This is a genomic window from Streptosporangium sp. NPDC049078 (assembly GCF_040648855.1).
Lineage (GTDB): Bacteria > Actinomycetota > Actinomycetes > Streptosporangiales > Streptosporangiaceae > Streptosporangium.
Window position 1 is genome coordinate 245495 of record NZ_JBEZEL010000013.1, and the last position, 25877, is coordinate 271371.

General features: G+C 70.4%; 26 protein-coding genes. 20 read left to right on the forward strand and 6 right to left on the reverse strand.

What is annotated here, in order from left to right; all coding sequences use genetic code 11:
- Positions 1 to 26: 26 nt before the first annotated feature.
- Entirely contained in the window at positions 27 to 881 is an 855-nt protein-coding gene (locus AB0B90_RS23625; protein ID WP_350945449.1) for an alpha/beta hydrolase, read from the forward strand.
- Between the two features lie 130 nt (positions 882 to 1011).
- On the opposite strand, the gene AB0B90_RS23630 is transcribed toward AB0B90_RS23625, so the two are convergent.
- The 5 genes from AB0B90_RS23630 to AB0B90_RS23650 all read right to left on the reverse strand — a co-directional run bounded on the left by AB0B90_RS23630 (position 1012) and on the right by AB0B90_RS23650 (position 5841).
- On the reverse strand, positions 1012 to 1557 hold the full coding sequence (locus AB0B90_RS23630) for a MarR family transcriptional regulator (RefSeq protein ID WP_350945448.1): 546 nt from the start codon (positions 1555 to 1557) through the stop codon (positions 1012 to 1014).
- A 340-nt stretch (positions 1558 to 1897) separates the two neighbouring features.
- On the reverse strand, positions 1898 to 2227 hold the full coding sequence (locus AB0B90_RS23635; RefSeq protein ID WP_350945447.1) for a hypothetical protein: 330 nt from the start codon (positions 2225 to 2227) through the stop codon (positions 1898 to 1900).
- Positions 2220 to 3563, reverse strand: coding sequence for an MFS transporter (locus AB0B90_RS23640; RefSeq protein WP_350945446.1), 1344 nt, complete (start codon positions 3561 to 3563; stop codon positions 2220 to 2222). Before AB0B90_RS23640 ends, AB0B90_RS23635 begins: the two co-directional genes overlap by 8 nt.
- A gap of 369 nt (positions 3564 to 3932) precedes the next feature.
- On the reverse strand, positions 3933 to 4781 hold the full coding sequence (locus tag AB0B90_RS23645; RefSeq protein ID WP_350945445.1) for an SDR family oxidoreductase: 849 nt from the start codon (positions 4779 to 4781) through the stop codon (positions 3933 to 3935).
- Between the two features lie 325 nt (positions 4782 to 5106).
- A complete protein-coding gene (locus AB0B90_RS23650) occupies positions 5107 to 5841 on the reverse strand; it encodes a FadR/GntR family transcriptional regulator (protein WP_350945444.1) in 735 nt (244 codons plus the stop codon).
- Positions 5842 to 6072: 231 nt separating this feature from the next.
- Between AB0B90_RS23650 and AB0B90_RS23655 the strand changes: the two genes are divergently transcribed.
- The 16 genes from AB0B90_RS23655 (at position 6073) to AB0B90_RS23730 (ending at position 21803) form a co-directional block, all read left to right on the forward strand.
- Positions 6073 to 6834 (forward strand): SDR family oxidoreductase, encoded by a 762-nt coding sequence (locus AB0B90_RS23655; RefSeq protein WP_362924783.1) that lies wholly within the window; start codon positions 6073 to 6075, stop codon positions 6832 to 6834.
- Positions 6835 to 6869: 35 nt separating this feature from the next.
- Positions 6870 to 8564: an AMP-binding protein gene (locus tag AB0B90_RS23660; protein WP_362924785.1), complete on the forward strand. Its 1695-nt coding sequence runs from the start codon at positions 6870 to 6872 to the stop codon at positions 8562 to 8564.
- A complete protein-coding gene (locus AB0B90_RS23665) occupies positions 8561 to 9256 on the forward strand; it encodes a hypothetical protein (RefSeq protein WP_362924787.1) in 696 nt (231 codons plus the stop codon). Before AB0B90_RS23660 ends, AB0B90_RS23665 begins: the two co-directional genes overlap by 4 nt.
- Positions 9249 to 9674, forward strand: a complete 426-nt coding sequence (locus tag AB0B90_RS23670; RefSeq protein WP_350945440.1) for a MaoC family dehydratase — start codon at positions 9249 to 9251, stop codon at positions 9672 to 9674. The genes AB0B90_RS23665 and AB0B90_RS23670 overlap by 8 nt, the downstream gene beginning before the upstream one ends.
- Positions 9675 to 9735: 61 nt before the next feature.
- Positions 9736 to 10986, forward strand: a complete 1251-nt coding sequence (locus AB0B90_RS23675; protein WP_362924790.1) for a CoA transferase — start codon at positions 9736 to 9738, stop codon at positions 10984 to 10986.
- Positions 10983 to 11795, forward strand: coding sequence for an enoyl-CoA hydratase-related protein (locus tag AB0B90_RS23680; RefSeq protein ID WP_362924792.1), 813 nt, complete (start codon positions 10983 to 10985; stop codon positions 11793 to 11795). Before AB0B90_RS23675 ends, AB0B90_RS23680 begins: the two co-directional genes overlap by 4 nt.
- A complete protein-coding gene (locus AB0B90_RS23685; protein WP_350945437.1) occupies positions 11792 to 13024 on the forward strand; it encodes an acyl-CoA dehydrogenase family protein in 1233 nt (410 codons plus the stop codon). Before AB0B90_RS23680 ends, AB0B90_RS23685 begins: the two co-directional genes overlap by 4 nt.
- Positions 13021 to 13773, forward strand: coding sequence for a glucose 1-dehydrogenase (locus tag AB0B90_RS23690; protein ID WP_362903696.1), 753 nt, complete (start codon positions 13021 to 13023; stop codon positions 13771 to 13773). The genes AB0B90_RS23685 and AB0B90_RS23690 overlap by 4 nt, the downstream gene beginning before the upstream one ends.
- A 97-nt stretch (positions 13774 to 13870) precedes the next feature.
- Positions 13871 to 14749, forward strand: coding sequence for a 3-hydroxyacyl-CoA dehydrogenase family protein (locus AB0B90_RS23695; protein WP_350945435.1), 879 nt, complete (start codon positions 13871 to 13873; stop codon positions 14747 to 14749).
- A gap of 12 nt (positions 14750 to 14761) precedes the next feature.
- On the forward strand, positions 14762 to 15631 hold the full coding sequence (locus AB0B90_RS23700) for a 3-hydroxyacyl-CoA dehydrogenase family protein (RefSeq protein ID WP_362924794.1): 870 nt from the start codon (positions 14762 to 14764) through the stop codon (positions 15629 to 15631).
- On the forward strand, positions 15628 to 16413 hold the full coding sequence (locus AB0B90_RS23705; RefSeq protein WP_350945433.1) for an enoyl-CoA hydratase-related protein: 786 nt from the start codon (positions 15628 to 15630) through the stop codon (positions 16411 to 16413). The genes AB0B90_RS23700 and AB0B90_RS23705 overlap by 4 nt, the downstream gene beginning before the upstream one ends.
- 49 nt (positions 16414 to 16462) lie before the next feature.
- Positions 16463 to 17581, forward strand: coding sequence for an acyl-CoA dehydrogenase family protein (locus AB0B90_RS23710; protein WP_362924796.1), 1119 nt, complete (start codon positions 16463 to 16465; stop codon positions 17579 to 17581).
- 44 nt (positions 17582 to 17625) lie between these two features.
- Entirely contained in the window at positions 17626 to 18723 is a 1098-nt protein-coding gene (locus tag AB0B90_RS23715; protein WP_350945431.1) for a CaiB/BaiF CoA-transferase family protein, read from the forward strand.
- A gap of 26 nt (positions 18724 to 18749) precedes the next feature.
- Positions 18750 to 19733, forward strand: a complete 984-nt coding sequence (locus tag AB0B90_RS23720) for an NADPH:quinone oxidoreductase family protein (protein WP_350945430.1) — start codon at positions 18750 to 18752, stop codon at positions 19731 to 19733.
- A 19-nt stretch (positions 19734 to 19752) separates the two neighbouring features.
- Entirely contained in the window at positions 19753 to 20952 is a 1200-nt protein-coding gene (locus AB0B90_RS23725; RefSeq protein WP_362924799.1) for a thiolase family protein, read from the forward strand.
- Complete coding sequence (locus tag AB0B90_RS23730) at positions 20949 to 21803, forward strand: 3-hydroxyacyl-CoA dehydrogenase family protein (RefSeq protein ID WP_350945428.1); 855 nt, start codon at positions 20949 to 20951, stop codon at positions 21801 to 21803. Before AB0B90_RS23725 ends, AB0B90_RS23730 begins: the two co-directional genes overlap by 4 nt.
- A 102-nt stretch (positions 21804 to 21905) precedes the next feature.
- Here the strand turns inward: AB0B90_RS23730 and AB0B90_RS23735 are convergent, their stop codons facing one another.
- Positions 21906 to 22568 (reverse strand): SDR family NAD(P)-dependent oxidoreductase, encoded by a 663-nt coding sequence (locus AB0B90_RS23735; RefSeq protein ID WP_362924801.1) that lies wholly within the window; start codon positions 22566 to 22568, stop codon positions 21906 to 21908.
- Positions 22569 to 22632: 64 nt separating this feature from the next.
- Here AB0B90_RS23735 and AB0B90_RS23740 point away from each other — a divergent pair, with 64 nt between their 5' ends.
- The 3 genes from AB0B90_RS23740 (at position 22633) to AB0B90_RS23750 (ending at position 25871) form a co-directional block, all read left to right on the forward strand.
- On the forward strand, positions 22633 to 23442 hold the full coding sequence (locus AB0B90_RS23740) for an IclR family transcriptional regulator (protein ID WP_350945426.1): 810 nt from the start codon (positions 22633 to 22635) through the stop codon (positions 23440 to 23442).
- 521 nt (positions 23443 to 23963) lie between these two features.
- The gene (locus AB0B90_RS23745; protein WP_350945425.1) at positions 23964 to 24803 is read left to right on the forward strand and encodes an ABC transporter permease; all 840 of its coding nucleotides are present in this window, start codon (positions 23964 to 23966) and stop codon (positions 24801 to 24803) included.
- A gap of 15 nt (positions 24804 to 24818) precedes the next feature.
- Positions 24819 to 25871, forward strand: a complete 1053-nt coding sequence (locus AB0B90_RS23750) for an ABC transporter substrate-binding protein (RefSeq protein ID WP_350945424.1) — start codon at positions 24819 to 24821, stop codon at positions 25869 to 25871.
- Positions 25872 to 25877 lie beyond the last annotated feature (6 nt).

Here is a 25877-nt window from a genome sequence, read left to right on the forward strand (position 1 = left end):
AGAAGACGAGAGAAACGGAGAACACCATGTCTGGTCTGGACACTCGGTCGGTGACATCGGCGGACGGCACGCCCGTCGAATACCTCAGTGTGGGGTGCGGGCCCGATGTCATCGTGGTCCCCGGAGCGCTCGCGGTGGCGTCCGACCTCGCCGCCTTCGCCGGACTCCTGGCGGCCCGGCACACCGTGCACATCGTGCAGCGGCGTGGCCGTGGCGGCAGCGGCCCGCAGGGCGATCGGTACGGCATCGCGCGGGAGTGCGAGGACGTCGAGGCGGTACGCGCACGAACCGGCGCGCGGCTGATCTTCGGGCACAGCTTCGGCGGACTGGTGGCCCTGCGCGCCGCGTGCGAGACCTCGGCGTTCGACGCGGTCGCCGTCTACGAGCCCGGGGTGTCGGTCGACGGGTCGGTCCCGGTCGACTGGATCGAGCGAGCACGCGATGAGATCTCCAAAGGCGCGAACTTCGAGGCGTTCGTCACCTTCGCTCACGGGGCCAACCCCGATCAGACCGGACACCTTCCACGCCGGCTTTTCCGGATCATCCTGCGGTACGCGATTCCCCGCGCGGAGAAGCGGCAGAAACTCGCGCTCATGCCCCAGGCGATCAACGAGCACACCGAGGTGGGGCGGCTCGACGGCCGGTTGGCCGACTATCGTGAGATCTCCGCGACCGCTCTGATCATGCGAGGCAAGGGGCGTGACACCGCTCGGCAGAGCGTCGCCCTCGCCCGGTTGGCCGAGACGATTCCGCGCTCCGAGACCGCGACGTTCGGTACGCTCGACCACTTCGCGCCGGAGAAGAAGCCCGGCGAGATCGCGGATGCCGTCCTGCGGTTCTTCGCCGCGTACGTCCGGCCCGGTGTCCAGGCCGAGGGGTGACCCGTGGCTTCGGGGGAGCCGGGCCCGTCGCCCGCGTCGCCGTCTGCGGAGAGAACATCGCCCGTGGAGAGAACGTCGTCCAGGGAGAGAACGCACGCCTGCGACGGGAAGAACGCCGCCTGGCCGGGGGCTATGGCGCGGCGGTGGCCGAGGGAGGCGTGCGGCCCCTGCGTGAGGCGGCGGAGCGGGGCGGCTGGGTGCGCAGGTGGTCTCGGACGCGGTTCATGATGTCGCCGAGGTGGTGCAGGTCGTCGTTCGCCAGCGGGTCGAAGAGCCGGCGGACGATCTGGATGTGGCCGGGCAGGACGCGTTCGACGAGAGCCCGGCCGTCGCCGGTGATGGCGACCAGGGTGGCGCGTTCGTCGTCGGGGCTGGGGCCGCGGGTGATGAGGCCGGCCTTCTCCAGCAGCCCGGCCTGGTAGGTCAGGCCGCTGCGGCTGTAGACGACGCCGTCGGCGAGCTCGGTCATGGTCAGCGGGCCGTCGTGATGGGCAAGGCGGGCCAGCACCTGGAACTGAACGTAGCTGATGCCGCCTTCGGCGCGTAGCTGCTGCTCGACCTGGTGCTGAAGCAGGCTGACAGCCTCCGTGAGCACGAAGTAGGCGCCCAGCTGGGCGGGATCGAGCGGCTGGACGTCCTCGGTTCCCGTACCGGCTTCCGGCTGGCTGTCGTTCATGCCCTCACGCTACATGTCGCGAATTCGAAGCAGTGTGACGATCGTCACACTCATGAATGTATCGCTTTGAATTCGAAGCAAGTTGCCGTTCTTCCTGTGTTTCGACCTCGGTTCACAACCTGTCCTCGCGGGACGGCCGGGGGGTAGGACCATCCGCATCCCCTGACCCGCGCGAAGTGGCTGTCGGTGCCGCTGACGGAACCGTACCGGGTTCTCCGTGCGCAGGATCCGGCCGGGCGCGGGAAAGCGGAGGCCCGGGGCGGTCTTCGCCGCCCCGGGCCTCCGATTCGGTCCGCCTTCCTCGGCTGACGGGCAGCCGGAGGCGTTCATCCGGGGTGATTCACCGCTTCGCGCCCGCCGGTTCGAGGATCTCCCGCGTGCGCACGACCCCTTCCGGCCACCGGGCGTCGAAGTCGTCGAGCAGCGGCTGGAGCGTCGGGGACCCGACCATCCGTACCAGGTCGTCGAGGTCGTCGAACTCGTACTCGGCGAAGTGGACCCCGGGACTGGTCACGCTCCAGCAGCGTCGCCCCGACCTGGCCCCGAGCGTCCTGATCACCAGCGGGAGGTGGTCGGTCTCGTACCAGTGGTCGAAGTCGTCACGCAGGTCGTCGCGGACCTCGGCGCGCACCAGGAACACTCCCGGCTTCGCGGTGCCGATCTCAGACATTGCTCAGGTCCTCCTCCTCGTGGGACAGCCCACGACGCGTGAACAGGATCGTGAGGAACGCGATGATCGAGATGCCCGCGGCGAACAACGAGATCGGGATCGTGCTGTCGTAGCTGTCCATCAGCGCGACGGCGAGCGCCGGCGTGATGCCTCCACCGATGACGGCCGCGATGGTGTAGCCGAACGAGATGCCGGTGTAGCGGACCTGCGTTCCGAACAGTTCGGCGAGCCAGGTGCTCATCGGGCCGTAGAGCAACCCGAGGAAGATCAGGCCGACCGAGAAGCCGATGCCCGCGAACAGGGGGTTGCCGGTGGCGATCAGGGGGAACAGCGCGAACACCCAGACGGCGAAGCCGATGACGCCGATGAGCATCGGAGGCTTGCGGCCGACCTTGTCCGAGATGTGGCCGGAAATCATGATCGCGCTGAAGTAGAAGACGGACGCGATCAGGACCATCACCAGGCCGGCCGTCGCACTGAAGCCCACCTCGTTACGGGCGTACGACAGGGCGAAGATGATGGACAGGTAGTAGCCGGCGTGGATGCCGAGCGAGGCGCCGATGGAGGAGAGGACGCTGCGCGGGTAGCGCTTGAACATCTCCATGAGGGGGATCTTGACGACCTCCGTGGTCTTCGACTGCTCGACGACCTCCTTGAACGCCTGCGACTCCTCCAGGGACAGGCGGATGTACAGGCCGACGATGACCATGATGGCGCTCAGCAGGAACGGGATACGCCAGCCCCACGAGTTGAAGGCGTCCTCCGGCATGAACGCCGAGGTGAGGGCGATCAGTCCCGCGGCGAGGATGTATCCGATCGGTGAGGCGCTGCCCATCCAGGCTCCGAAGAAGCCGCGACGCTTGGCCGCCCCTTCGTGCTCGACCACCATCAGCACCGCACCGCCGTACTCGCCGCCCAGCGCCAGACCCTGGATCAGGCGGAGCGTGACGAGGAGGATCGGGGCCGCGATCCCGATCGAGGCGTAGGTGGGGAGCAGGCCGATGGCGAACGTGCCGATACCCATCATGAGCAGCGCGAGGACCAGCATCTTCTTGCGGCCGTACTTGTCGCCGAAGTGGCCGAACACGATGCCGCCGAAGGGCCGCGCGACGAACGCGACGCCGAACGTCGCCAGGGAGAGCAGCGTGCTGGTGAGCGGGTTGTCCGAGGGGAAGAAGAGCGGCCCGAGAACCAGCGCGGCCATGGCGCCGAAAAGATTGAAGTCGAACCACTCGATCACGGTGCCGACCATGGAGGCGGTGGTGACTTTGCGGATGGAGTTCTTGCTGGCTTGGGGGGCGCCCTTGTTGGTGGCGGCGACAGCGTCTTGTGTCATACCGGATTCCTAATGTTCGACATTCGACCTGATGGACGGACGATACCGGTGGGCCGTGATGAAGGCAACAGTCTTATTTGTCGTGCTCACCGGCTCGCTTCGGCTGTGGTGAGGGGGCCGGCCGGGTTTTCCGGCGGTGAATCGCGGTCTCCTGCCCCCTGCGTGAGGGGGTGGCCGCACTGTGCGGGGGGTGTGCGGTGGCGCCTCGCCCTGCCCGGTCGTCGATCCGGGGGTGCTCTGGGTGTCCGGTCGGAGGCTCTGCGTGAAAGCCCCAGGTCATGGGACTTTACCGCACGGTTTCCGGTTGATGTTCGTTACGAGATGTGATGGATTCGTAACGTTCGATCATGACGTGATGGTGCTGTCGCGCTATCGCCGAGTCTCCGTGGAGCGCAGGCGATCCGCGAAGAGCGCGGGCTGGGGGGCCGAATGGCCGCCGTACTGATCCGCGTGACGCTGCACATGCATCAGCGGGGCGGACAGGAACCCCCCGTCGACCACCAGTTCCTGGCCGTTGACGAACGCGGCGGCGTCGCTCGCCAGGTAGGCGACCACGCTCGCGATGTCGGACGCGCCGCCGATGCGGCGCACCGGGGTGAGCTGGGTGCGCAACGCGAGCAGATCGGGGTCGGCGTAGTGGGCCGCCGACATCTCCGTGCGCACGAACCCGGGGCTCACCGCGTTCGCCCGCACTCCCAGCGGGCCCCACTCCACGGCGGTGTGTCGCGTCAGTGCGACCAGGCCCGCCTTGGAGACGCCGTAGGTGGGGGAGGTGTTCGGCGAGTGCGCGCCCACCGAGGCGATGTTCACGACGGCGCCGCGGCCGTTGTCGATCATGAGGCGGCCCAGCTCGCGAGTGCAGAGCATCGCGGCCGTCAGATTCACCGCGATCGTCTCGTTCCACGCCGCCGTGGAGAGCGACGCCAACGGCCCGGGAGTGCCGAGGATGCCGGCGTTGTTCACCAGCACGTGGCAGGTCCCGAACCTGCCGGCCGTCGCCTCCGCGAGGCCGACGACGTCCTGCTCGTCGGTCAGATCCCCGGCGTGGGCCATGACGCGGTCGGGCAGGCCGAGCCGCAGGGCGACCTCTTCCAGGCGGTCGGCGTCCCGATCAGTGAGCACCACACTCGCGCCGGCTTCGAGGAACTCGCCCGCGATCGAGCGTCCCAGACCTCCCGCCGCACCGGTCACGACCACTACCTGCCCCTCGAAACCCATCACGTACTCCCTGCATCGGCTATTTAAGGACTAGCCGATTATTGTCGGACAGTTCGGAATGCGGCAAGGGGGGAGAAATCGACGCGTTTTCGGCCGCGCGGGCCGGAGCCGGGGTGTGCCGAATCGCCGTACGTGGCCAGGGATCGGAGGCGGCGGGTCGGAGATGCTCCGGGCGGGCCGGAGTCAGGGGCGCCCGGTCAAGGAGGCGCCCCGTGCGGGCCCGGAGTCAGGGTCGCGTGATCGGAGAGGCGCCCCGCGCGGACCCGGAGTCAGGGTCGCGCGGGGGTGAAAGGCGTTCGTACGGGCCTGATCCGGAGGTGCCGGGTCAGCCGTGCTCCGCCGCGGCCACGCGGTGAGCCTGCAGGTAGCGAAGGTGCGTCACCATGGCGTTCTGGGCCGCGTCCTCGTCGCCCGCCTCGATCGCCTTCACGATCTGCAGGTGCTGGAGCACGGTCTCGGCGCCGACCTGCTCGGAGAGGTCGAGGAACCGTACGGGCATCGTCTGCTCGTGCAGGGCCTGGACGAAGGAGCCCAGCACCCGGTTGCCGGACGCGCGGGCGACCGCGGAATGGAAGTCGACGTCGAGCTGGGGTACGGACGGGTCCGTCACGCGGACCGACTTCTGGCGCTCGATGATCCTGTGCATCTGGGCGAGGTCCTCCGCGCTGCGGTGGCCGGCGGCGAGCCGGACCGCGGGGACCTCAAGGTATTCGCGCACCGACTGCACCTCGTCGGCCCCGATGCTGCCGAGGCTGAGCAGGTTCTTCATGGACTCCGAGAGCATCTCGCTGAGTGCCTCGTGGTCCACGGCCCGGACGAAGCTGCCGCCTCCCGCCCCGGGGACCTTCTCGATGAAGTTCTGTGTCGACAGCGAGCGCAGCGCCTCGCGCACCGTCGTCCTGCTCACCTCGAACTGACGTGCGAGCTCGGTCTCGGAGGGGAGACGCTCGCCGCGCTTGAGCTCGCCGTCGAGGATCGCCCGACGGATGCGGTCCTCCACCTGCTGGCGCGGGCGCACGACCGCCTGCCCGAGAGCACGGGGCTCACCGAAGGTCTCCAATGTGGGCCTCTCGTTTCCGGGGGGTTGACAAGTGTCCTACATCAGTCAACCGCCGAAGCAGAAGTCTACTGGCTTCCCGGGGCGGCAGTATGTCGTAGCTCCTAACGGATACTACTTGCCTATGTGGTGAATGTTCGACATTATGCTTACTCGGCACCGCTTCGCGGACGTGGTCGACTCGTTCCCGAGAGAGGGCGGCAAAGACGCCCCCGCGCGATGAGGAGCAACAGCATGTCGGGTTTCCCGGATCTGGCCGGACGAAGAGCCGTCGTCACGGGTGCCAGCAGGGGGATAGGCCGGGCGATCGCGCGAGCGCTGGCCGCGGCCGGCGCGACGGTCGCGATCGGCGGCCGCGACTCCGCGGCGCTGAGCGCGGTGGCCGACGAGATCGCCGCCCAGGGGGGCACCGCCCACCCACACGTCGTCGACGTCTCCGATCACGACTCCATCGAGCGCTTCGTCACGGAGGCGGTGGACGGCCTCGGCGGACTGGATCTCCTGGTCAACTGCGCGGGGGTGCTCGCCTCGGGTTCTCTCCTGGACGCCGGTGACGAGCCGTGGGACGCGGTGTGGAAAACGAACGTCCTCGGCACGGTGCGGGTGACACGCGCCGCGGGGGTCCTCCTCACCGCCCAGGGCTCCGGCAGGGTCGTGAACGTCGCCTCGAACTACGCCTTCAAAGGGGTGAGCGGGCACGCCGCCTACTGCGCGTCGAAGGCGGCCGTCGTCTCGTTCACCCGTAGCATGGCGGTCGAGTGGGCGCGCCACGGAGTCCAGGTCAACGCCATCGCCCCCGGGTTCATCGCGACGGACCTCAACGCGAGCATCCGCGCGGACCCCGAACAGAGCGCCCGTGTGACGAGGGCCGTGCCCGCGCGCCGGTTCGGGACGGTCGACGACGTCGTCGCCGCGATGGGACCACTGTGCGACCCCCACAGCACGTTTCTCACCGGAGCCGTGCTGACCGTCGACGGAGGAGAGACCGCGCGCTGAGCGGTCGAGCAACACCAACCAATGAGGAGCGCATCGTGAGTTCGCAGAACACACCCGCCGCGGGCGAGCACCCGGGCATCCGCCCGGACAGCAGGCTGACCCGGGATCTCGCGACCACCTACGAGACCGGCGGCCAGTGGACCTCGCAGACGCTGACCTCCCTGCTCGCCGACGCGGCCGTCGCACACCCCGAGCTGACCGCGGCGGTCGACTCCGCCGGGCCGGGGGGAAGCCGCCGCGCGATGACCTACGCCGAGCTCGACGCCTACGTCACCGATCTCGCCGTGGGCCTGCGGGCCCGGGGAGTCACCGAGGGTGACTCCGTCGTGGTCATGCTGCCGAACTGCATCGAGTTCGCCGCGCTCATCTTCGCCATCAACCGCGCCGGTGCCGTCTACACCGGTATCCCGGTCGCCTACGGCACCAAGGAGGTCCGTCACATCCTCGCCTCGACCGGCGCGAAGGTGGTGGTGACGCAGGAACGGGTCGCGAGCGCCACCCCGCTGGAGGTGGTGCGAGCCTCGTACGGAGAGGCGGCGCCGCTGGTCGTCGTGCGCGGAGACTCGGGCAGGGGCGAGGGCGAGATCGCGCTCGGGGATCTGGCCGTCCCGGCCGCCGACGGCGCGCGACTCCCGGACGTGCTCCCCACGGTGGACCCCCGCGGCCTGTGCCACATCGGTTTCACCTCCGGTACGACGGGCGCCCCCAAGGGGGTGATGAACACCAACCAGACCCTGATCGCGGTGCTTCGGAACTGGCTGGCCTACTTCGGGGCGGAGAACCTCGGCGCCCCGATGGTGAACGCCGTGGTCTCACCCGTCGGCCACCACAGCGGCTTCCTGTGGGGAGTCCTGATGACCGCCTACCTCAGGGGGACGGCCGTCTACCTGGAGAAGTGGAGCCCGGCGACGGCCGCGACCTTCCTGCGCGAGGAAGGGGCCACGGTGTTCTTCGGTGCCCCGACGTTCCTCCAGGACCTGCTCACCACCGACCTCGTCGGTGACCCGCGCTGCGCGCTGCGCGCCGTCATCACGACGGGATCGCCGGTCCCGCGTGCGCTTCCCGGTGCCGGGCGCAGTGCCTTCGGCTGCTGGGTGGGCTCCGCGTGGGGAATGACCGAGATCGGGATCGGGATCTCCTGCCGGCCGGGTATGTCCGACCCTGAGCTCGCGAGCGACGGCCGGGCGGTGCCCGGCGTCGAAGTCCGCATCGTCGGGACGGACGGCGAGCCCGTGGCCGCCGACACGCCGGGACGGATGCAGGTTCGCAGCGCGGGACTCTTCCTGGGTTACCAGGGCCTGCCCGACAGGACCCGGGAGGAGATCGACGCGGAGGGCTGGTTCGACACCGGCGACACCGCCCGCATCGACGAGAACCAGCTGGTCTACCTCGAAGGGCGCAGCAAGGACATCGTCATCCGCGGTGGGGAGAACATCCCGGTGGTCGCGGTGGAAAGCGTGCTCTACACCCACCCCGACGTCGTCGACGTGGCCGTCGTCGGTGTCCCCGACGAGCGTCTCGGCGAGCGGGCCTGCGCCGTGGTGCACTCCCGCACCGATGATCTGACCCTGGACGAGCTCAACCGGCACCTGCTCGACAGCGGCGTGTCCAGGCACTTCCTGCCGGAGCGCCTGGTGCTGGTGCCGAGTCTGCCCAAGACGCCCAGCGGGAAGATCCGCAAGGTCGAGCTCCGTCAGCGGCTGGCACTGGTGGAGACGGCGCCCCAATGACGGTGACCTGGGACCCCGCTCCGGTGCTCGCCCGGCTCGCCGCGCTGCGTGAGCGCCAGGAGTCGTGGCGGACCCGCGAGATCATCGAGCCCGCCGACGCGCTCGGCCACGCCCGCCTCTGCGACGTTCCGGCCGGCCGATCGGTTTTCGGTGACCGCGAGAAGGAAGGGGTGACCGGCGGCACCCCGCCGGACGGCCCCGACGTCGGTGACCACGGCGGGGAGGATCCCGCCGATGTCGGCGACCACGGCGGGGAGGATCCCGCCGATGTCGGCGACCACGGCGGGGAGGACCGCGCCGGTGCCGGTGACCGCGGCGGGGAGGATCCCGCCGATGTCGGTGACCATGGCAGGGGGGACCGCGCCGACGCCGGTGGCCACGGCCGGGAAGACCTCGCCGGCACTCGGGAGGTGCCGCCCGGCCTGGCAGTCGCTCTCACGATGCGCGCCGTACTCGGCGTACTGCACGATCACCGCCTCGACCTGCCGTTCGACCACAACGTCCACGCGGCGCAGTCCCTGACGTGGCACGCGCCCATCGCGGTGGGCGCCTCGATCGAGACCCGAGCCTGGATCGGCCGTATCAAGGAAGGCGCGCGCGCCGTCTTCTTCGATGTGGAGACCGAGTCCTTCACCGAAGACGGCCGGATGTGCCTGCGCGGCACCAGCACCCAGGCTCTGCGTCATGGGTGAGCTTCCCGTGCCCGTGGGTGAGGTCCCCGTGCCCGCTCCTCTCGTGTGGGAGCCGGCCGCCGACGTGCCTCGCGACTACGCGCGGGTCTCTCGGGACCACAGTGCCGTGCACCTCGACGAGGCGGTGGCGAGCCGCGTCGGCCTGCCCGGTGTGATCCTGCACGGCATGTACGTCTACGGATACGTGGCCACCTACCTCGGGCGTCACGCGGACGGCCACGGAGGCCGTCTCGCCTCGTTCGAGTGCCGGTTCCAGGCACCGATGCTGCCGGGAGTGCCCATCCGGGTGCGGTTCGAGCGTGGTGACACCCGGGAGTCCGTACGCGTCGAGGCCCGCCAGTCGGACCGTCCGGTCCTGTCCGGGGTCGCCGTCCTGACGCCGGCCCTGCCGTCGGCCGGATCTTCCGACGCCTCCTGAGCTCTATGAGGACAAACCAGACGGTGTTGACCAATCGATAAATGTCCAACATTATTAGTAGGTGATTTCATTGGACACCAGCAGTGGGCCTGTGGACGAGCCGTCGGGGCCTCTCGACGGCGTGCGCGTGGTCGACATGACCACCTCCTACGCCGGCCCCACCGCCGCGATGTACCTCGCCGACCTCGGCGCGACAGTGATCAAGGTTGAGCGCCCCGGCAGCGGGGACGACGCCCGGTCCTGGGGCCCGCCGTTCGTCGACGGGGTCTCGGCGTGGTTCGCCTCCGCCAATCGCAACAAGCGGTCGGTCGTCCTCAACCTCAGCGCGCCCGAGGGGCGCGAGGTGCTCCTGCGGCTGCTCGACACCGCGGACGTCTTCCTGCAGAACATGAACCCCGCGAAGCTCAGCCGCATCGGGATCGACGGCGAGACCCTCCGGCGCCGCAACCCCCGGTTGGTGTACTGCGCCATGTCCGGGTTCGGCCTCACCGGCCCCGACAGCGACCTGCCCGGATACGACCTCGTCGCCCAGGCGCGGTCCGGGCTGATGTCGGTCACCGGGGAGAAGGGCGGGGCACCCCAGCGCGTCTCGACCGCGCTCTCCGACGTGGCGACGGGGATGGCCGCGGCGATCGCCGTCAACGCGGCACTGGTCCGTCAGTGCCGTACCGGACAGGGCGACGCCATCGACGTGTCCCTGCTCGACACCGACCTCGCCCTGATGGCGCCGCGGGTCGCCGCGTTCCTCGCCGGCGAGCCGGAGCCGGCGCCCAGCGGCGGCACCGATTCGGTCCTCGCCATGTACCAGCCCTTCGAGGCCGCCGACCGGACCATCGTGATCGCGATCGGCAACGACTCCATGTGGCAGCGGTTCTGCGACGCCATCGAGCTTCCCGAACTGGGCGCCGATCCGGGGCTGTCGGACAACGCGAGCCGCCGTGCCGACCGCTCACGGATCACCGAACTGGTCGCGCGGCGACTCGCCACGCGGCCCGCGGCGGAGTGGCTCCGGCTGCTCGCCGACGTCGAGGTGCCGGCCGCGCTGGTGCAGACCCTCTCCGAGGTCACGAAGGACCCCCAGGTCGTGGCGCGCGGCGCGATCCTTCCCGTCCCGGGGGGCCACGACGACCTCGTCAGCGTTCGCAGCCCGTTCCGCCTCGCCTCGCAGGAGAAACCGCGCAACGAGCGGTTCCCCGCGCTGGGGGCGGACACCCGGACGACCCTGCTGGATCTGGGATACACACAGGAGCAGATCGACGAGCTCGCGGCGGCCCGCGTCGTCGGTCTGGAGGCAGCGGAGATCGCGTCATGACCCCGTCCGAGAGCGTCCTCGTCGAGTGGAGCGGCCCGGTCACGATCGTGACCGTCAACCGGCCGGAGGCGTACAACGCGCTCAACGCCGAAGTCCTGTCCCGGCTGCGCGCCGCGGTCCTCGACGCCGACGCCGACCCCGCGGTCCGCGCCGTCGTCGTCACGGGAAGCGGTGAGAAGGCGTTCTGCGCCGGCGCCGACCTCAAGGAACTCGCCGGGATGGGCGCGGACCGCGCCCACGAGACGCTCCGCACCGGACAGCGGATCCTGCGGGACATCGAGCGGGCGACCGTACCCGTGATCGCGGCGGTCAACGGCGTCGCGCTCGGCGGCGGCTTCGAGCTCGTGCTCGCCTCGACGTTCCCGGTCCTGTCGACCGGGGCCTCCCTCGGGCTGCCCGAGTCCGGGCTCGGGCTGATGCCCGGGTACGGCGGCACGCAGCGGCTGCCCCGCGCGATCGGCGCCCCCGCGGCCGCGCACCTCATGCTCACCGGCGCGCGGCTGGACGCGCAACGCGCCTACCGGCTGGGACTCACCCCGATCCCTCCCGTCGCCCCCGCCGACCTCATGTCCACCGCGACGGCACTCGCGGAGAAGATCGCCGCCCAGGGGCCGATCGCGGTCCGCTCCATCCTCACCGCCCTCGAATGCGGCCGGGACGCCGGGCTCGACGCGGGACTCCAGATGGAGACCGGCCTGGCGGCACTCGCCGTCGCCGGCGCCGAGTCCGACGAGGGGATCACCGCCTTCCTGGAGCGGCGACCGCCCCGGTTCACCGACCCCGCGCCCAGCCCCGGGGAGTCCGCGTGAACACGGAACGACTGGCACGACTCGACCTCGACACCGACCCGAAGGCGTACCTGGCCCTTCACGAGCGGCTCGACGAACCTGTCGCCGACGCGGCACTGAGCGACAGGGAACTGGAGGTGCGCGCCCTCACCCGGGACGTCGTCTCCCGCGAGGTGGCGCCGCGAGCCCACGACCTCGACCGCACCCACGCCTTCGCGCACGACGGCGTCCAGGCGCTCGCCCGGGCGGGCCTGATGGGGCTGATCTTCCCGGAGAGCCTGGGCGGAACCGGGGACACCAACGTCGCCTACGCCGTCGCGATGGAGGAGATCACCGCGGGCTGCGCCGCCACGTCCCTGGTGTTCATGACGCAGACCCACGCGGCGTACCCCATCATGATCGCCGGCAGCGACGACCTGGCACGGCGCCACGTTCCCGGCCTGCTCGACGGATCGGTGTACGGGGCGCTCGGCATCACCGAGCCGAACGCCGGCAGCGACGTGTCCGGCCTGCGCACCACCGCCCGGCCCGTCTCCGGCGGCTACCTGCTCAACGGTTCCAAGACCTTCATCACCACCGGTGACAGGGCCGGCGTGATCGTCTGCTTCGCGACCACCGACAAGACCCTCGGCCGCGACGGCGTCAGCGCCTTCGTCGTCGACGGCGGCTGGGACGGCGTCCGCCCCGGCCGGCCGTTCGACAAGATGGGGATGCACGGCTCAAGCACCGCCGAACTCTTCTTCGACGACGTGCGCGTCCCGGCCGACCACCGCCTGGGCGCGGAAGGCGAAGGCTGGCGCGTGGTCATGAACTCGGTCGTGAAGTCACGGATCAGCGCGGCGGCGCAGGGCGTCGGGCTGGCCAGAGCCGCCTACGCGCGCACGCTTGCCGTCCTGACCAGGACACACGGGACGCGCCTGCCGGACGAGCACGTCTTCGCACTCGCCGACCTGCGCGGACGCATCCTGCAGGGCAGGCTGCTCCTGCACGCGGTGGCCCGCCGGGCGGACGCCGCCGACGACATATCGACCGGGCAGATCGGGATGATGAAGCAGGCGTGCACCGACCTGGGCTTCGCCGCGGCGGTCGAGGCCACCCGGATCCTGGGGCCCTACGGCGACCTCGCGGTCCTGGGCGTCGAACGCTGCCTGCGCGACGCCAAGGTGACCCAGATCTACGACGGCACGAACGAGATCCAGCGAATTCTGATCGGCCGCGAGATCACCCGTTCGATGAAGGGAGCGACATGAGCGACCTGCAGGGCAAGGTCGCGATCGTCACGGGAGCCGGTCGCGGGCTCGGCCGCTCGATGGCGGCGGCGCTCGTCGATGCCGGAGCCTCGGTGACGGTCGCGGCACGCACCGCCGCCGAGCTCGACACGTTCGTCGAGGAGGCCGGGAACGCCGGAGGCCGGGCGCTCGCCTGCCCGACCGACATCACCGACGAGGCGGCGGTGGAACGCATGGTCGCGGCGACCGTGGAGACCTTCGGGCGCGTCGACGTGCTCGTCAACAACTCCGGGATCGTCGCCTCCACGCCGTTGCTCGACCAGCCGGCCGCCGAGTGGGACCGCGTCGTCGCGACCAACCTGCGCGGCACCTTCCTCGCCACCCGGGCGGCCGGCCGGCACATGGTGGCCCAGGGAGCGGGCAAGGTCATCAACATCGCCTCCAACTTCGCGCTCCAGGGCGTCGCCGACCACGCCGCCTACTCGGCCTCCAAGGCGGCCGTGATCGGGTTCACCCGCTCGATGGCGATCGAGTGGGCGCGCTCGGGAGTGCAGGTCAACGCGATCGCGCCGGGATACTTCGCCACCCCGCTCAACGCCGGGATGCGCGAGGACGCCGACGTCCTGGCGAAGGTCGTACGAACCATCCCGGCACGTCGCATCGGCGAGCCCGACGAGCTCAGGCCGTGGCTGCTGCTGCTCGCCGGTAGCGCCTCGGACTTCATGACCGGAGAGGTCATCGTCGTCGACGGCGGCCAGAGCGTCCGATGACCGGCCCCGGCCCCGGCCCCGGCCCCGGTCCCAGCCCGGGCCACGATCCCGGCCCGGGCCGCAGCCACAACCCCGGCCACAGCGAGGAGGAGACCCCGTGAGGAACGAGAGCAAGACCGTCGCCGTGCTCGGCGCCGGCACCATGGGCTCCGGCATAGCCATCGTGATGGCGCGAGCCGGGCACCGGACCATCCTCTTCGACGTCGACGAGAACAACCTCAAACGCGGCATCGAGACCGTGCACGGCTTCTTCGACAAGGGCGTCCGGCTCGGCAAGATGGACGAGGGAGCGGCACGGAGGGCGAAGGACGCCCTCGTGGGCAGCACCGACCTCACCGACCTGGCGCCCTGCGACGTGGTGGTCGAGGCCGTCTTCGAAGACCTGCGGGTGAAGAAGGAGATGTTCGGCCGCCTCGACGAGATCGTGTCGGACTCGACGCTGTTCCACACCAACACCTCGACGCTCTCGGTCACCGGCATCGCGTCCGGGTCACGCCGGCCGGAACGGGTCGTCGGCACCCACTACTGCAACCCCGCGCCGCTGATGAAACTCGTCGAGGTGGCCGACGGACGGCACACCGCCGGCTGGGCGCACAGGGCGACCGAGGAGTTCCTCGGCTCCCTCGGCAAGGTGAGCGTCGTCACCAAGGACAGCCCCGGGTTCATCGTGAACAGGTTCCTCATCCCGTGGGAGAACTCGTGCATCCGGGCGCTCGAGGCGGGCGTGGCCACCAAGGAGGACATCGACGCCGCGGTGCTCGGCGCCGTCGGCCACCCGATGGGGCCCTTCCGGCTGCTCGACATCGTCGGCCTCGACATCCACCAGCAGGTCGCGACGCGGCTGTACGAGCAACTGCGCGACCCGCGCTTCTTCCCGCCGCCGATGGTCGAGCGGATGGTCGCGGCCGGCGACCTCGGTCGCAAGACCGGTCGCGGCTTCTACGAGTACGACGACACCCGGCTCTTCGGATCCTGAAGGAGGCAGACGATGAACCAGTTCCACAGAATCGGAGTGGTCGGCCTGGGAACCATGGGCGGCGGCATCGCCCAGGTGTTCGCCATGTCCGGCCGCGACGTCGTCGCCGTGGAGGCCGACCGGACACGGGCCGAGGCGGGCGTCGCCGCGATCGGCGCCTTCCTCGACGGTGGCGTGGCCCGCGGCAAGGTGAGCGGCGAGGAGAAACGGGCCGCACTCGCCCGCATCACCACCGTCACGTCGCCGGGCGACCTGGCCGGCGTGGACCTCGTCGTCGAGTCGGTGACCGAGAACCTCGAGGTCAAGCGCGAGGTCCTCGCCGCCGCCGCTCTCGCCGTCGGCGACGAGACCCCGATCGTGACCAACACCTCGGCGCTGTCGGTGACCGAACTCGCGGCCCTGCTGCCCAACCCCGCGCGGGTCGCCGGGCTGCACTTCTTCAACCCGGCGCCGGTGATGCGCACCGTCGAGGTGGTCCGCGCCCTGCAGACGGACCAGGGCCTCGTCGACCGGCTCGTCGCGCTCGTGAACAGCCTGGACGGCAAGCAGCCCGTCGTCGTGAAGGACCGCCCAGGCTTTCTGGTCAACGCGCTGCTCCTTCCGTACCTCAACGACGTCATCCAGGAGTACGACGAGGGGCTCGCCACCGCCGAGGACATCGACCTGGCGCTCAAGCTGGGGCTGGGCTACAGGTCGGGCCCGCTGGAGATGCTCGACATGATCGGCCTCGACGTGCACCTGCACGCCACGGAGAACGCGTACGCCGCCACCTCCGACGACCGCTACGCGCCGCCCCCGCTGCTGCGGCAGATGGTCGCCGCCGGCCGGCTCGGCACCAAGAACGGCAAGGGTTTCCGCGCCGGAGAGAAGAGGACTCGATGAAACCGTCGCACTACGAGGACATCCTCATCGACCTCGAAGGCCCGGTCGTCACGATCACGATCAACCGGCCGGAGGCGGGGAACAAGTTCCGCCACCGGACCTGCCTGGAGCTGTTCGACGCGCTCCAGCGCTTCCGCCTCGACCCCGCCCTGCGCGCCGCGGTCCTCACCGGGGCGGGAGAGAAGTTCTTCTGCATCGGAGGTGAGCACGACCCGGTCACCTCCCTGGACCAGTCGCAGGTCCTGCCGATCGTCGACGTCTACCAGGCGCTCGACACCATCCCCAAGCCCGTGGTCGCCGCCGTGAACGGGTTCGCCGTCGGCGGAGGCAACGTGCTCCACACGGTGTGCGACCTCACGATCGCCTCGGAGAACGCGGTCTTCCGGCAGGTCGGGCCCATGGTGGGCAGTTTCGACGCCGGTTACGGATCCTGGTATCTGGAGGACACCATCGGCCGCAAGCGGGCCAAGGAGATGTGGTACCTCAACCAGAAGTACTCCGCCGAGGAAGCGCTGGCGATGGGGCTGGTCAACGAGGTGGTGCCCGCCGACCGGCTGCGCGAGCGGGTCGCCGAGGTGACCCGCGCACTCACTTCCCGCGGTCCGATGGCGATCGCCGGTATGAAGGCCGCGTTCTCGGCTCGCCACAACGGCGTTTCAGGCCAGGCGCGGATGGCCCACGACCAGCAGCTCTCCTTCTACCTGCAGACCCGTGAGGCCCACGAGCTGAGCGACTCGTTCGGCGAGCGTCGCGCGCCCGACCCGGAAAGCTTCTGGTCGTGACGTCGTCTCCGCACCTCACGGCAGGGATCTCCACGCGGAAAGGACCACGATGAGCCGGTTCGGCCCCGCTCTCGACGAGGAGCAGCGCGACCTGGTGGCGATGCTGGACGCCTTCGTCGCCGATCACGACGTGGTGTTGTCCGACGACGCCGACGTCGTCGGCGGGCTCGCGACCGAGCTCGCCGAACTGGGCGTCTGGACCATCGGCACCGACGAGCGGCACGGCGGCGGCGGAGCCGGCCGCCTCACCACCGCGGTGGCGATGGAGCGGCTGGGACGTGCCTGGCCGGCTCTCGGCTGGGCGGCCACCCAGGCGCACGCGGCGGTCGACGTCCTCGGCGGCGACGACCGGTTCGCCGACCTGGTCGCCGCCGTGCACACGGCCGCCGTGGCGATCGCCGTCGTGGACGCGACGTCGCCGCAGGTGCGGCTGGACTGGTCGGCGGACGCGCTCAGCGGTTCCGTGGACCGGATCGATCCGGCCGCCGAGGCCCCCTACCTGCTGCTGCTCGGCGACGACGACACCGCGGTGCTGGTCGGACCGGAGGCGATGACCACCCGGCCGCTGGAGCGGACCGGGCTGGGCGGCGCCCTGACACGATCGGTGCGGCTCAAGGACACCGTTCCCGCGGGCGCGGTCCACCGGATGGGAAACGTCGACGTCGGCGCGGCGCGGACCCGACTGCGCCAGGGGGCCGCGGCGGTCGCCGCGGGAATCGCCGGGGCCGCCGCCGACGCCGCGGCCGCCTACGCCGCGGAGCGCCACCAGTTCGGCGGACCCCTCACCGAGCTGCCGACCGTGCGGCAGTCGCTGCTCGACCAGGCGATGCGGACCTCGGTGGCGCTGGCGGTGGCGTTCGCCGCGGACGAGAGCGACGAGGACGGCGAGGGCGACCGGGGAGACAGCGGCGTCGGGAACGTCGGGGGCGTCGGGGGTTCGGTGCGGACGCTCGCCGCCGTGCGCCACGCCTGCGACGCCGCGATCGAGGTGGCCGCCGCGGCCCTGCAGTCCCACGGCGGCTACGGCTACCTGGCCGAGTATCCCGTCGAACGCCACCTGCGCGACGCGGTCTCGCTGCGCGCGGCGACGGACACCCAGGCCGCCACCGCTCTCACCGCCCGTACCCTCGTCGGTCTGGGCCCGCTCCGTGAGGCCGAGGCGTCATGACACCCCCCGTACCGACCTCGCGGCCTCGGCTCCCCCTGCACGGAGTGAAGGTCCTGGACCTCTCCACCCTGCTGCCGGGCCCGCTCGCGACCCTGATGCTGGCCGACGCGGGCGCCGACGTCGTCAAGCTCGAACGGCCGGGCCGCGGGGACGAGATGCGCACCTATGAGCCGCGCTTCGGCGAGGCGAGTGCGAACTACGCGGTACTCAACCGGGGGAAACGGGCGTACGCCGCGGACTTCAAGGACCCCGCCCAGCGGGACCGCGTGCTCGAACTCGCCGCCGAGGCCGACGTCGTGGTCGAGCAGTTCCGGCCGGGCGTCGCCGACCGGCTCGGCCTGGGGTACGAGCACGTGCGCGCGGTGAACCCCGACGTCGTCTACTGCTCCATCAGCGGGTACGGCCCGACGGGCCCACGGGCCACCCGCGCGGGCCACGACCTGAACTATCTCGCCGAGTCCGCCCTGCTCGGGGTGGCCGTCGACGGCACCGGATCCCCCGGCCTGCCGGTGACCGTGCTCGCCGACATCGCCGGCGGCACCTACCCCGCGGTCGTCAACATCCTGCTCGCCCTGCGACAGCGGGACGTCACCGGTGACCCGGTCCACCTGCAGATCTCGATCACCCACAACCTGCAGGTCCTCGCGTACGGCTACTTCGCCACCCACCAGGCGGGCGGGGGCTGGCCTCGTCCCGGCGCCGAACTCCTCACCGGCGGCAGCCCGCGCTACCAGGTGTACGAGACCGCGGACGGCCGTCACGTCGCCTGCGCGGCGTTGGAGCAGAAGTTCTGGGACCGGCTGGTCGAGCTGGTGGGGCTCGATCCGAGCTTCCACGACGACCGCGGCCAGGAGCGGGCCGTGATCGGCGCGCTGGCCGGACGGTTCGCCTCCGAGTCCGCCGACCACTGGCGGTCCGTACTCGACGGTGAGGACGTGTGCACCGTCGTCGTCGCGACGTGGGACGAGGCGGTCGAGGCGAACCTCGTCGACGTCGACGCGCCCCAGCGGGTGTCCGCACCCGGGACGCGGGACTCGTTCGCGACCCTCCCCAGCCCCATCTCGCCGACGCTACGTCAGGGACCCGGCACCGTGCCCTACCCCGCACTCGCCGATCTGGGCGAAGAGTCGCCCTGGTCCTGACGCCCGACCAACCGAAGGAGACATCCATGCGCGCTGCACTCGTCAAGGAGTTCGGCCCCCCGACCAGCCTCGTCGTCGAAGACGTACCCGACCCGGTGCCGGGTCCGGGCGAGGTCGTGATCGAGGTCGGTGCCGTCAGCGTCAACTTCCCCGACATTCTCGTCGTCGAGGGCAAATACCAGAACCTGCCGGAACGGCCCTTCAGCCCCGGCAAGGAGGCGGCGGGACGCGTCAAGGCGGTCGGTGCGGGCGTCGAACGACTCCGGGTCGGCCAGCGTGTCCTCGCGCTGGTCGAGTTCGGTGGCTACGCCGAGCAGCTGCGCGTCCCCGAGGAACTGGTCATGGAGTTGCCCGACGCGATGTCCTACGAGTCGGCGGCCGCCTCCGGCCTCGTCTACTCCACCGCCTACTTCGGGCTGCTGCGCCGAGGCCGGATGAAGCCGGGGGAGACCGTTCTGGTCACCGGCGCGGGCGGAGGCGTCGGCTCCGCCGGCGTCCAGCTCGCCAAGGCGTACGGCGCGCGGGTGATCGCGCTGGCCCAGGACGACGCGAAGGCGGAGCTGGCCCGCCGGCAGGGCGCGGACGTCGTGCTCACCTCCACCCCGGAGACGTTGCGCGACGACCTGCTGGCGGCCACCGACGGCAGGGGCGTCGACGTGGTCCTCGAGATGCTCGGCGGTGACTTCCTCACCCAGATCATCCGGGCGACCGCCTGGGAGGGCCGCATCGTGATCGTCGGATTCGCCTCGGGCGGCCAGAACCCCATCAAGCCCGGACACATCCTGGTGAAGAGCATCAGCATCGTGGGACTCCAGAGCAGCGACTACCGCGACCGGATGCCGGAACTGATGCGCTCGACCATGGCCGAGGTGTTCCGGTTGTTCGTCGAAGGGAAGGTCGACGCGGCGGTCGACACGACGTTCCCGCTCCAGAAGGCCGGCGACGCCCTGCAGTACGTCAAGGAGGGCCGGGTCAAGGGCAAGGTCGTGTTGACGACGGGCCTGGGCTGAGCAGGAAAGGACTCCACAGGTGACCACCTCGTTTCTCTACGCCGCCGTCCGTACGCCGTTCGGCCGTTTCGGCGGCGCCCTCGCCGAGGTGCGTCCCGACGACCTGGCCGCGGCCGCGCTCACGGGGGTGCTCGACACGGTGCCGGCGCTGGACCCCGCGCTCATCGACGATGTGATCTACGGCAACGCCAACGGCGCCGGAGAGGACAACCGCAACGTCGCGCGCATGGCGGTGTTGCTCGCCGGGCTGCCCACCTCGGTGCCCGGCTCGACGGTGAACCGGCTCTGCGGCTCGTCGCTGGACGCGGCGATGACGGCGTCCCGGATGATCGAGGCGGGCGACGCCGAGGTCGTCGTGGCCGGCGGTGCCGAGTCGATGACGCGGGCGCCGTGGGTACTCCCCAAACCCAAACGCGGCTATCCCGCGGGTGACCTCAGCGCGGTCTCCACGACGCTGGGGTGGCGGCTGGTCAACGCGCGTATGCCGAAGGAGTGGACGGTCTCCCTGGGCGAGTGCAACGAGCAGCTGGCCGACAGGTACGGCATCACCCGCGAGCGGCAGGACGAGTTCGCGGCGCGCTCGCACCGGCTCGCCCACGCCGCCTGGGAGGACGGGTTCTACGACGATCTGGTCGTTCCGGTGGAGAACACCGGGCTGCACAGGGACGAAGGCATCAGACCCGGCTCGTCCCCCGAGACGCTGGCCGGGCTGAAGCCCTCGTTCAGGCCCGACGGGTCCATCACGGCGGGCAACGCGTCCCCGCTCAGCGACGGGGCGGCCGCCCTGGTCGTCGGGTCGGAGGAGGCCGGATCGCTCATCGGCTCCGACCCGGTGGCCCGCTTCGCGGGCCGGGGAGCGCACGCGCTGGATCCGCAGGACTTCGGATTCGCACCGGTCGAGGCGGCCGGGGTCGCCCTGGCGAGGGCGGGGATCGGCTGGTCCGACGTCGGCGCGGTCGAGCTCAACGAGGCCTTCGCCGCGCAGTCACTCGCCTGCGTCGACGCCTGGAAGATCGACCCCGGCATCGTCAACACCAAGGGCGGCGCGATCGCGATCGGGCACCCGCTCGGGGCCTCGGGCGCGCGCGTCCTCGGCACGCTCGCCCGGCGCCTCGCCTCGGAAGGGGAGCGCTGGGGCGTCGCGGCCATCTGCATCGGCGTGGGACAGGCCCTCGCCGTCGTACTGGAAAACGTCACCGACACAGGGAAGTGGTCATGATGCGGTCCACCAGCGCTCCGTCGACGGTGGGGGTGTACGGAGGCGGGCGGATGGGCGCGGGCATCGCGCACGCGTTCCTGCTGGCAGGCGCCGACGTACGGATCGTCGAGACCTCGGACGACACCGTGCGGGCCGCCCGTGAGCGGGTGGAGGGCAGCGTGGCGAACGCCGAGCGGAGGGGGAAACTCCCCGCGCCCGCGGCCGAACTCCTCTCACGGCTGGTCGTCACCGTCGACCGCACCCCGCTGGGGGCGTGTGCCCTGGTGATCGAGGCGGTCCCCGAGGATCCCGACCTCAAGCGGCGGGTGCTGCGCGACGTGGAGGAGGTCGCGGCGGACGCCGTGCTCGCCACCAACACCTCCAGCCTGTCGATCGACGACCTGGCCAGGGAGCTGGCCCGGCCGGAGCGCTTCGTCGGCCTGCACTTCTTCAACCCCGTACCGGCCAGTGAGCTGGTGGAGGTCGTCGTCGGCACCAAGACCTCACGGGACCTCGTCGCGGACGCGCAGACCTGGGTGACCGCCCTCGGCAAGACCGCGATCACGGTGAGCGACTCGCCGGGTTTCGCGAGCAGCAGGCTGGGGGTGGCCCTCGCCCTGGAGGCGATGCGGATGCTGGAGGAGGGGGTCGCGTCGGCGGAAGACATCGACACGGCGATGACGCTCGGCTACAAGCACCCCCTGGGCCCCCTGAAGACGACCGACGTCGTCGGGCTCGACGTCCGGCTCGCCATCGCCGAACACCTCGCCCGCGAACTGGGAGCGCGCTTCGAGCCTCCCCGCATCCTGCGCGAACTGGTCGCCGCGGGACACCTCGGGCGCAAGACGGGCAAGGGCTTCTACGACTGGTGAGCCCGTCCCCGTGGGGACGGCTGGGCGAGCCGGTGGGCGATGTCGGCGGCACCGGTGAGCCCCGTCCCCGTACGGGGCTGCCGGGCGAGCCGGTGAACGGGGCTAGCCCATCCACATGCCGCCGTTGACGTCGATCACCGCCCCGGTGACCGAGGCGGCGGAGGGGGAGCACAACCACTCGACCGTGCCGGCGATCTCCTCGGGACCGGTCACCCGGCCGAGGGGGATCTGGCGTCGCAGGGCGTCCATCTCCTCCTCGGACAGGCGGGTCAGCATCGGGGTCGCCACCGGGCCGGGGGCCACCGCGTTCACCCGGATCCCCCTCGCCGCCTGGTCCTTGGCCAGGTGGCGGGTGAGGCCGATCAGCCCGGCCTTCGCGGTGGCGTAGGCGGGTCCTGACAGGCGGTTGCCGCCGTGGCGGCCGTTGACCGAGCTGAACAGGACGACCGAGCCGCCCTCGCCCATCAGGGGGAGCGCCGCCTGGGTGACGACGAGGGCGGAGGTCAGGTTGTCGTCGAGCACCCGGCGCCACTGGGCCAGGTCGAGGTCCTCGATGCCGCCCTCGCCGACGGAGCCGGCGGCGTGGACGACGTTGTCCAGGATCGGGGTGTCACCGAGTGCCTCACGTACCGAGGAGGGGTCGCTCGCGTCGTGGCCGAGGGCTCTGTCGATGACGATCAGGTCGTGGCCGAGGGCGCGCAGGCGGTCGGCGCAGGCGCGGCCGATGCCACCCGCACCCCCCACCACCAGGGAAGTCTTCGCCATCCGGACATTTGTATCAGGGATGGGTGAGGCCGGACGACCCGGGGGCGGGCTATGCTCTGAGCTTGTGCGGGCGGAGGAGAGTACGGCGAACGGGACCCCTGCCGACGACGGGCAGACCAGCAGCGGTGTCGAGAGGGCACTGCAGGTGATCTTCGCGGTCGCGGCGGCGAAGGAGCCCGACATCGGCGTCTCCGAGCTGGCCAGGTCGCTCGGGCTGAGCAAGGCGGTGGTCCACCGGGTGGTCCGCACCCTCGTGGCGGCCGACTTCTTCTCCTTCGACGAGCGCACCCGGCGTTACCGCCTGGGGCCCGGCGCGGTGAGCGTGGGCCTGGCGGCGATGGCGCAGATGGAGGTGCCGAGGATCGCCCAGCCCTACCTCGAACGGCTGGTCGCCCACACCAAGGAGACCGCGACCCTCTCGGTGCGGTACGGCACCCAGCGCATGTATCTCACCCAGGTGCTCTCACCGCAGGAGATCCGCATGTCGGTGCAGCTCGGGCGGCTCTACCCGCTCCACGCCGGCGGGTCGTCGAAGGCGATCCTGGCCGCGATGGAGGCCGAGGAGATCCGCGGTTACCTGTCCTCGCAGCCGCTTGAGGCGCTGACCGGGATCACGATCCAGGACCCGGCCCGGCTCGCCGACGAGCTGGAGACCATCCGGCAGCGCGGTTACGCCGTGAGCCTCGGCGAGCGCCAGCAGGGGGCGGCGTCGGTCGCGGCGGCGGTCCACGAGGCGACCGGCCGGGTTTACGGCTCGATCTCGGTCTGCGGGCCGGTGAGCCGGCTCAGCGTCGGCAACATCGAGGAGTACGGCCGCCTCGTCCACGAGGCCGCCACCGAGGTCTCCCGCCAGCTCGGTTACCGTTCCTCCTGACTTCGCCGCCTTCCTGGCTCCGTCCTCCACCTCGCGACCACCTCGCGGCCTTCCTGGCTCCGCCGCCCTCCCGGCCTCACCGCCCCTGGCTTCGCTGTCTTCCCCGCTTCGCTGTCCTCCTGCCCTCCTTGGTCTCACCGCCCTCGGCTCCGTTGCCTTCCCGGCTTCGCCGCCCGGTTTCCTGAGCGGAACGCGGTTGATCCTCGGGACCGGCCGACTGCGGGGCCCGCTCACCGTTCGGGTCGGCCGCCCCTGAGGGCCGACTGACCGAAATCCCGGACAGGCGCCCGCCGTCGACACGACGGCGGCTCTTTTACCTGCTGTTATCACTCTGTGTAGCGATCGATTGTGCACCGGTCACCCTCAGATATGGTGATAAAAGCGTCAAATCGCCCCTGCGTGTTACAAACTCGAAAAACAGTGATGGATCCCTTGACCTGCTTTTGGTGGCGCGCCTAGCATCACGGTATCCGGTACGGCGTTCCGCCCAGCGATACACCGGGAGCCTGGAGGGCAAGCACATGTCGACCTCAGTCCGCACTTCGGAGGAGATGCGGCCCCGCGCGCCTCGACGTAAGTGGACCGATTCCTCGTTGATGCTGTGGATCACCACCCCTCTGCTGCTTCTGGTCTTCATCGGGGCGTGGAAGGCCTACACCGTGCTGTTCGGCGTCGGAGAGCTGATGCTTCCCCCGCCCGAGACGGTCGGCGCGGCCCTGGTCGAGCTGATGCAGGGCTCGCTCATCTACGAGGCGATCAAGGTCACCCTCTACGAGACGCTGGTCGGGTTCGCCCTCGCCGCCGTCGTCGGGGTGGCCCTGGGCATCATCCTCGGCAAGGCCCGCAGACTGGAACGGGTCCTGTCGCCGTTCCTCATCGCCACCCAGGTCGTACCGAAGGTGGCCATCGTCCCGCTGTTCCTTCTGTGGTTCGGTTTCGGACCCACATCCAAGATCTTCATGGCGGCGATCATCGCGTTCTTCGTGATGATGCAGAACACGATCCTCGGGATCCGGTCGATCGAACCCGGTCACCGCGATCTCATGCGCGTCATCCAGGCACCCTGGTGGAAGCGTGTGATCTCCCTGGACATCCCGTCCTCGCTGCCCTACGTGCTCACCGGCGTGGAGCTGGGCATCGTCTTCGCCATCACCGGCGCCGTCGTCGGCGAGTACCTCGGTGGCGACGAGGGCCTGGGTGCCCTCGCGACGATGATGCTGGCCGGTCTCCGCACCGACATGCTCTTCGCGGTCGTGATCGTGATGACGGTGCTCGGTTTCCTCCTCTACGCCGTCACCGCGGCCATCCGGAGGTTCGCGATCCCCTGGCACGAGTCGTCCGGCCGTCCCACGTCTCTCTAGAACAGGAACACCTACATGGACCGCCGCAACTTCCTCCGTGGGGCCGGGCTGCTCGTCGCCACCGCCACCGGAAGCCAGTTCCTCATCGGGTGCTCGTCGGACGGCTCCGGCGGGGACACCGCCGCCAGCACCGGCCCTTCGGGCGAGCAGCTGCGCAACCTCGTCTACATGACCCCGTTCCAGCACATCATCGCCCACTCCGACGTGTACGTCGCCCAGGCCCAGGGGTTCTTCGCCGAGGAGGGCCTGCTGATCACGTCGATCGGCGGCACCGGCACGGCGAGCTCCGTCTCCCAGGTGGCGGGCAAGCAGGCCATGTTCGGCAAGGCCGCCTCCGTCATCACCTGCCCGCTCATCGCCGACCAGGACACCCCGATCGTCACGGTCGGCCAGAAGGACCAGGTCAGCCAGTACAGCGTCGCGTCCCTGCCGGACAAGCCGCTGACCAGCCCCGAGCAGTGGCAGGGCAAGACCATCGGCGTCATCTCCAAGGGCGGCACCACCGAGTTGCTGCTCGACGCGATGTCGGTCGCCGCGGGGCTCGACCCCACGAAGGTGAAGAAGGTCGTCACCGGCGCCGACGTCGGCTCGCTGGAGTTCCTCAACCGGGGCGAGGTGGACGGCTTCATCACCTTCATCGGTTCCGAGACGGCCTTCAGGCAGCGCAACATCGAGCTGAACTACCTGAACACCGACCTGTTCGCGCCGCTCCCCGGCGACTCCTACTTCGTCACCAGGGAGACCGCGCAGGCCGAGGGCGAGGCGATCACCAGCTTCCTGCGGGCCTGCCGCAAGGCGTGGAAGTTCATGGCGGACACCGCCAACACCGACAAGGTGCTGGAGGCCGTGGGCGTGCTCAACGAGATCGAGGTCTCCGACAAGGCACTGGCCGCCGCGAAGGTCGCCGCCGAGGTCAAGGTCAGCACCGCCAAGAGCGGTGACTTCCTGTCGATGGACACCGCCGTCTGGGAGAGCGGGATCGAGCTGATGCGCAAGTCCGGAATGATCAAGGACACCAAGCGGCCGGTCACCGACTTCATCGACACCACGTTCATCGACTCCGTGTGAAAGGCC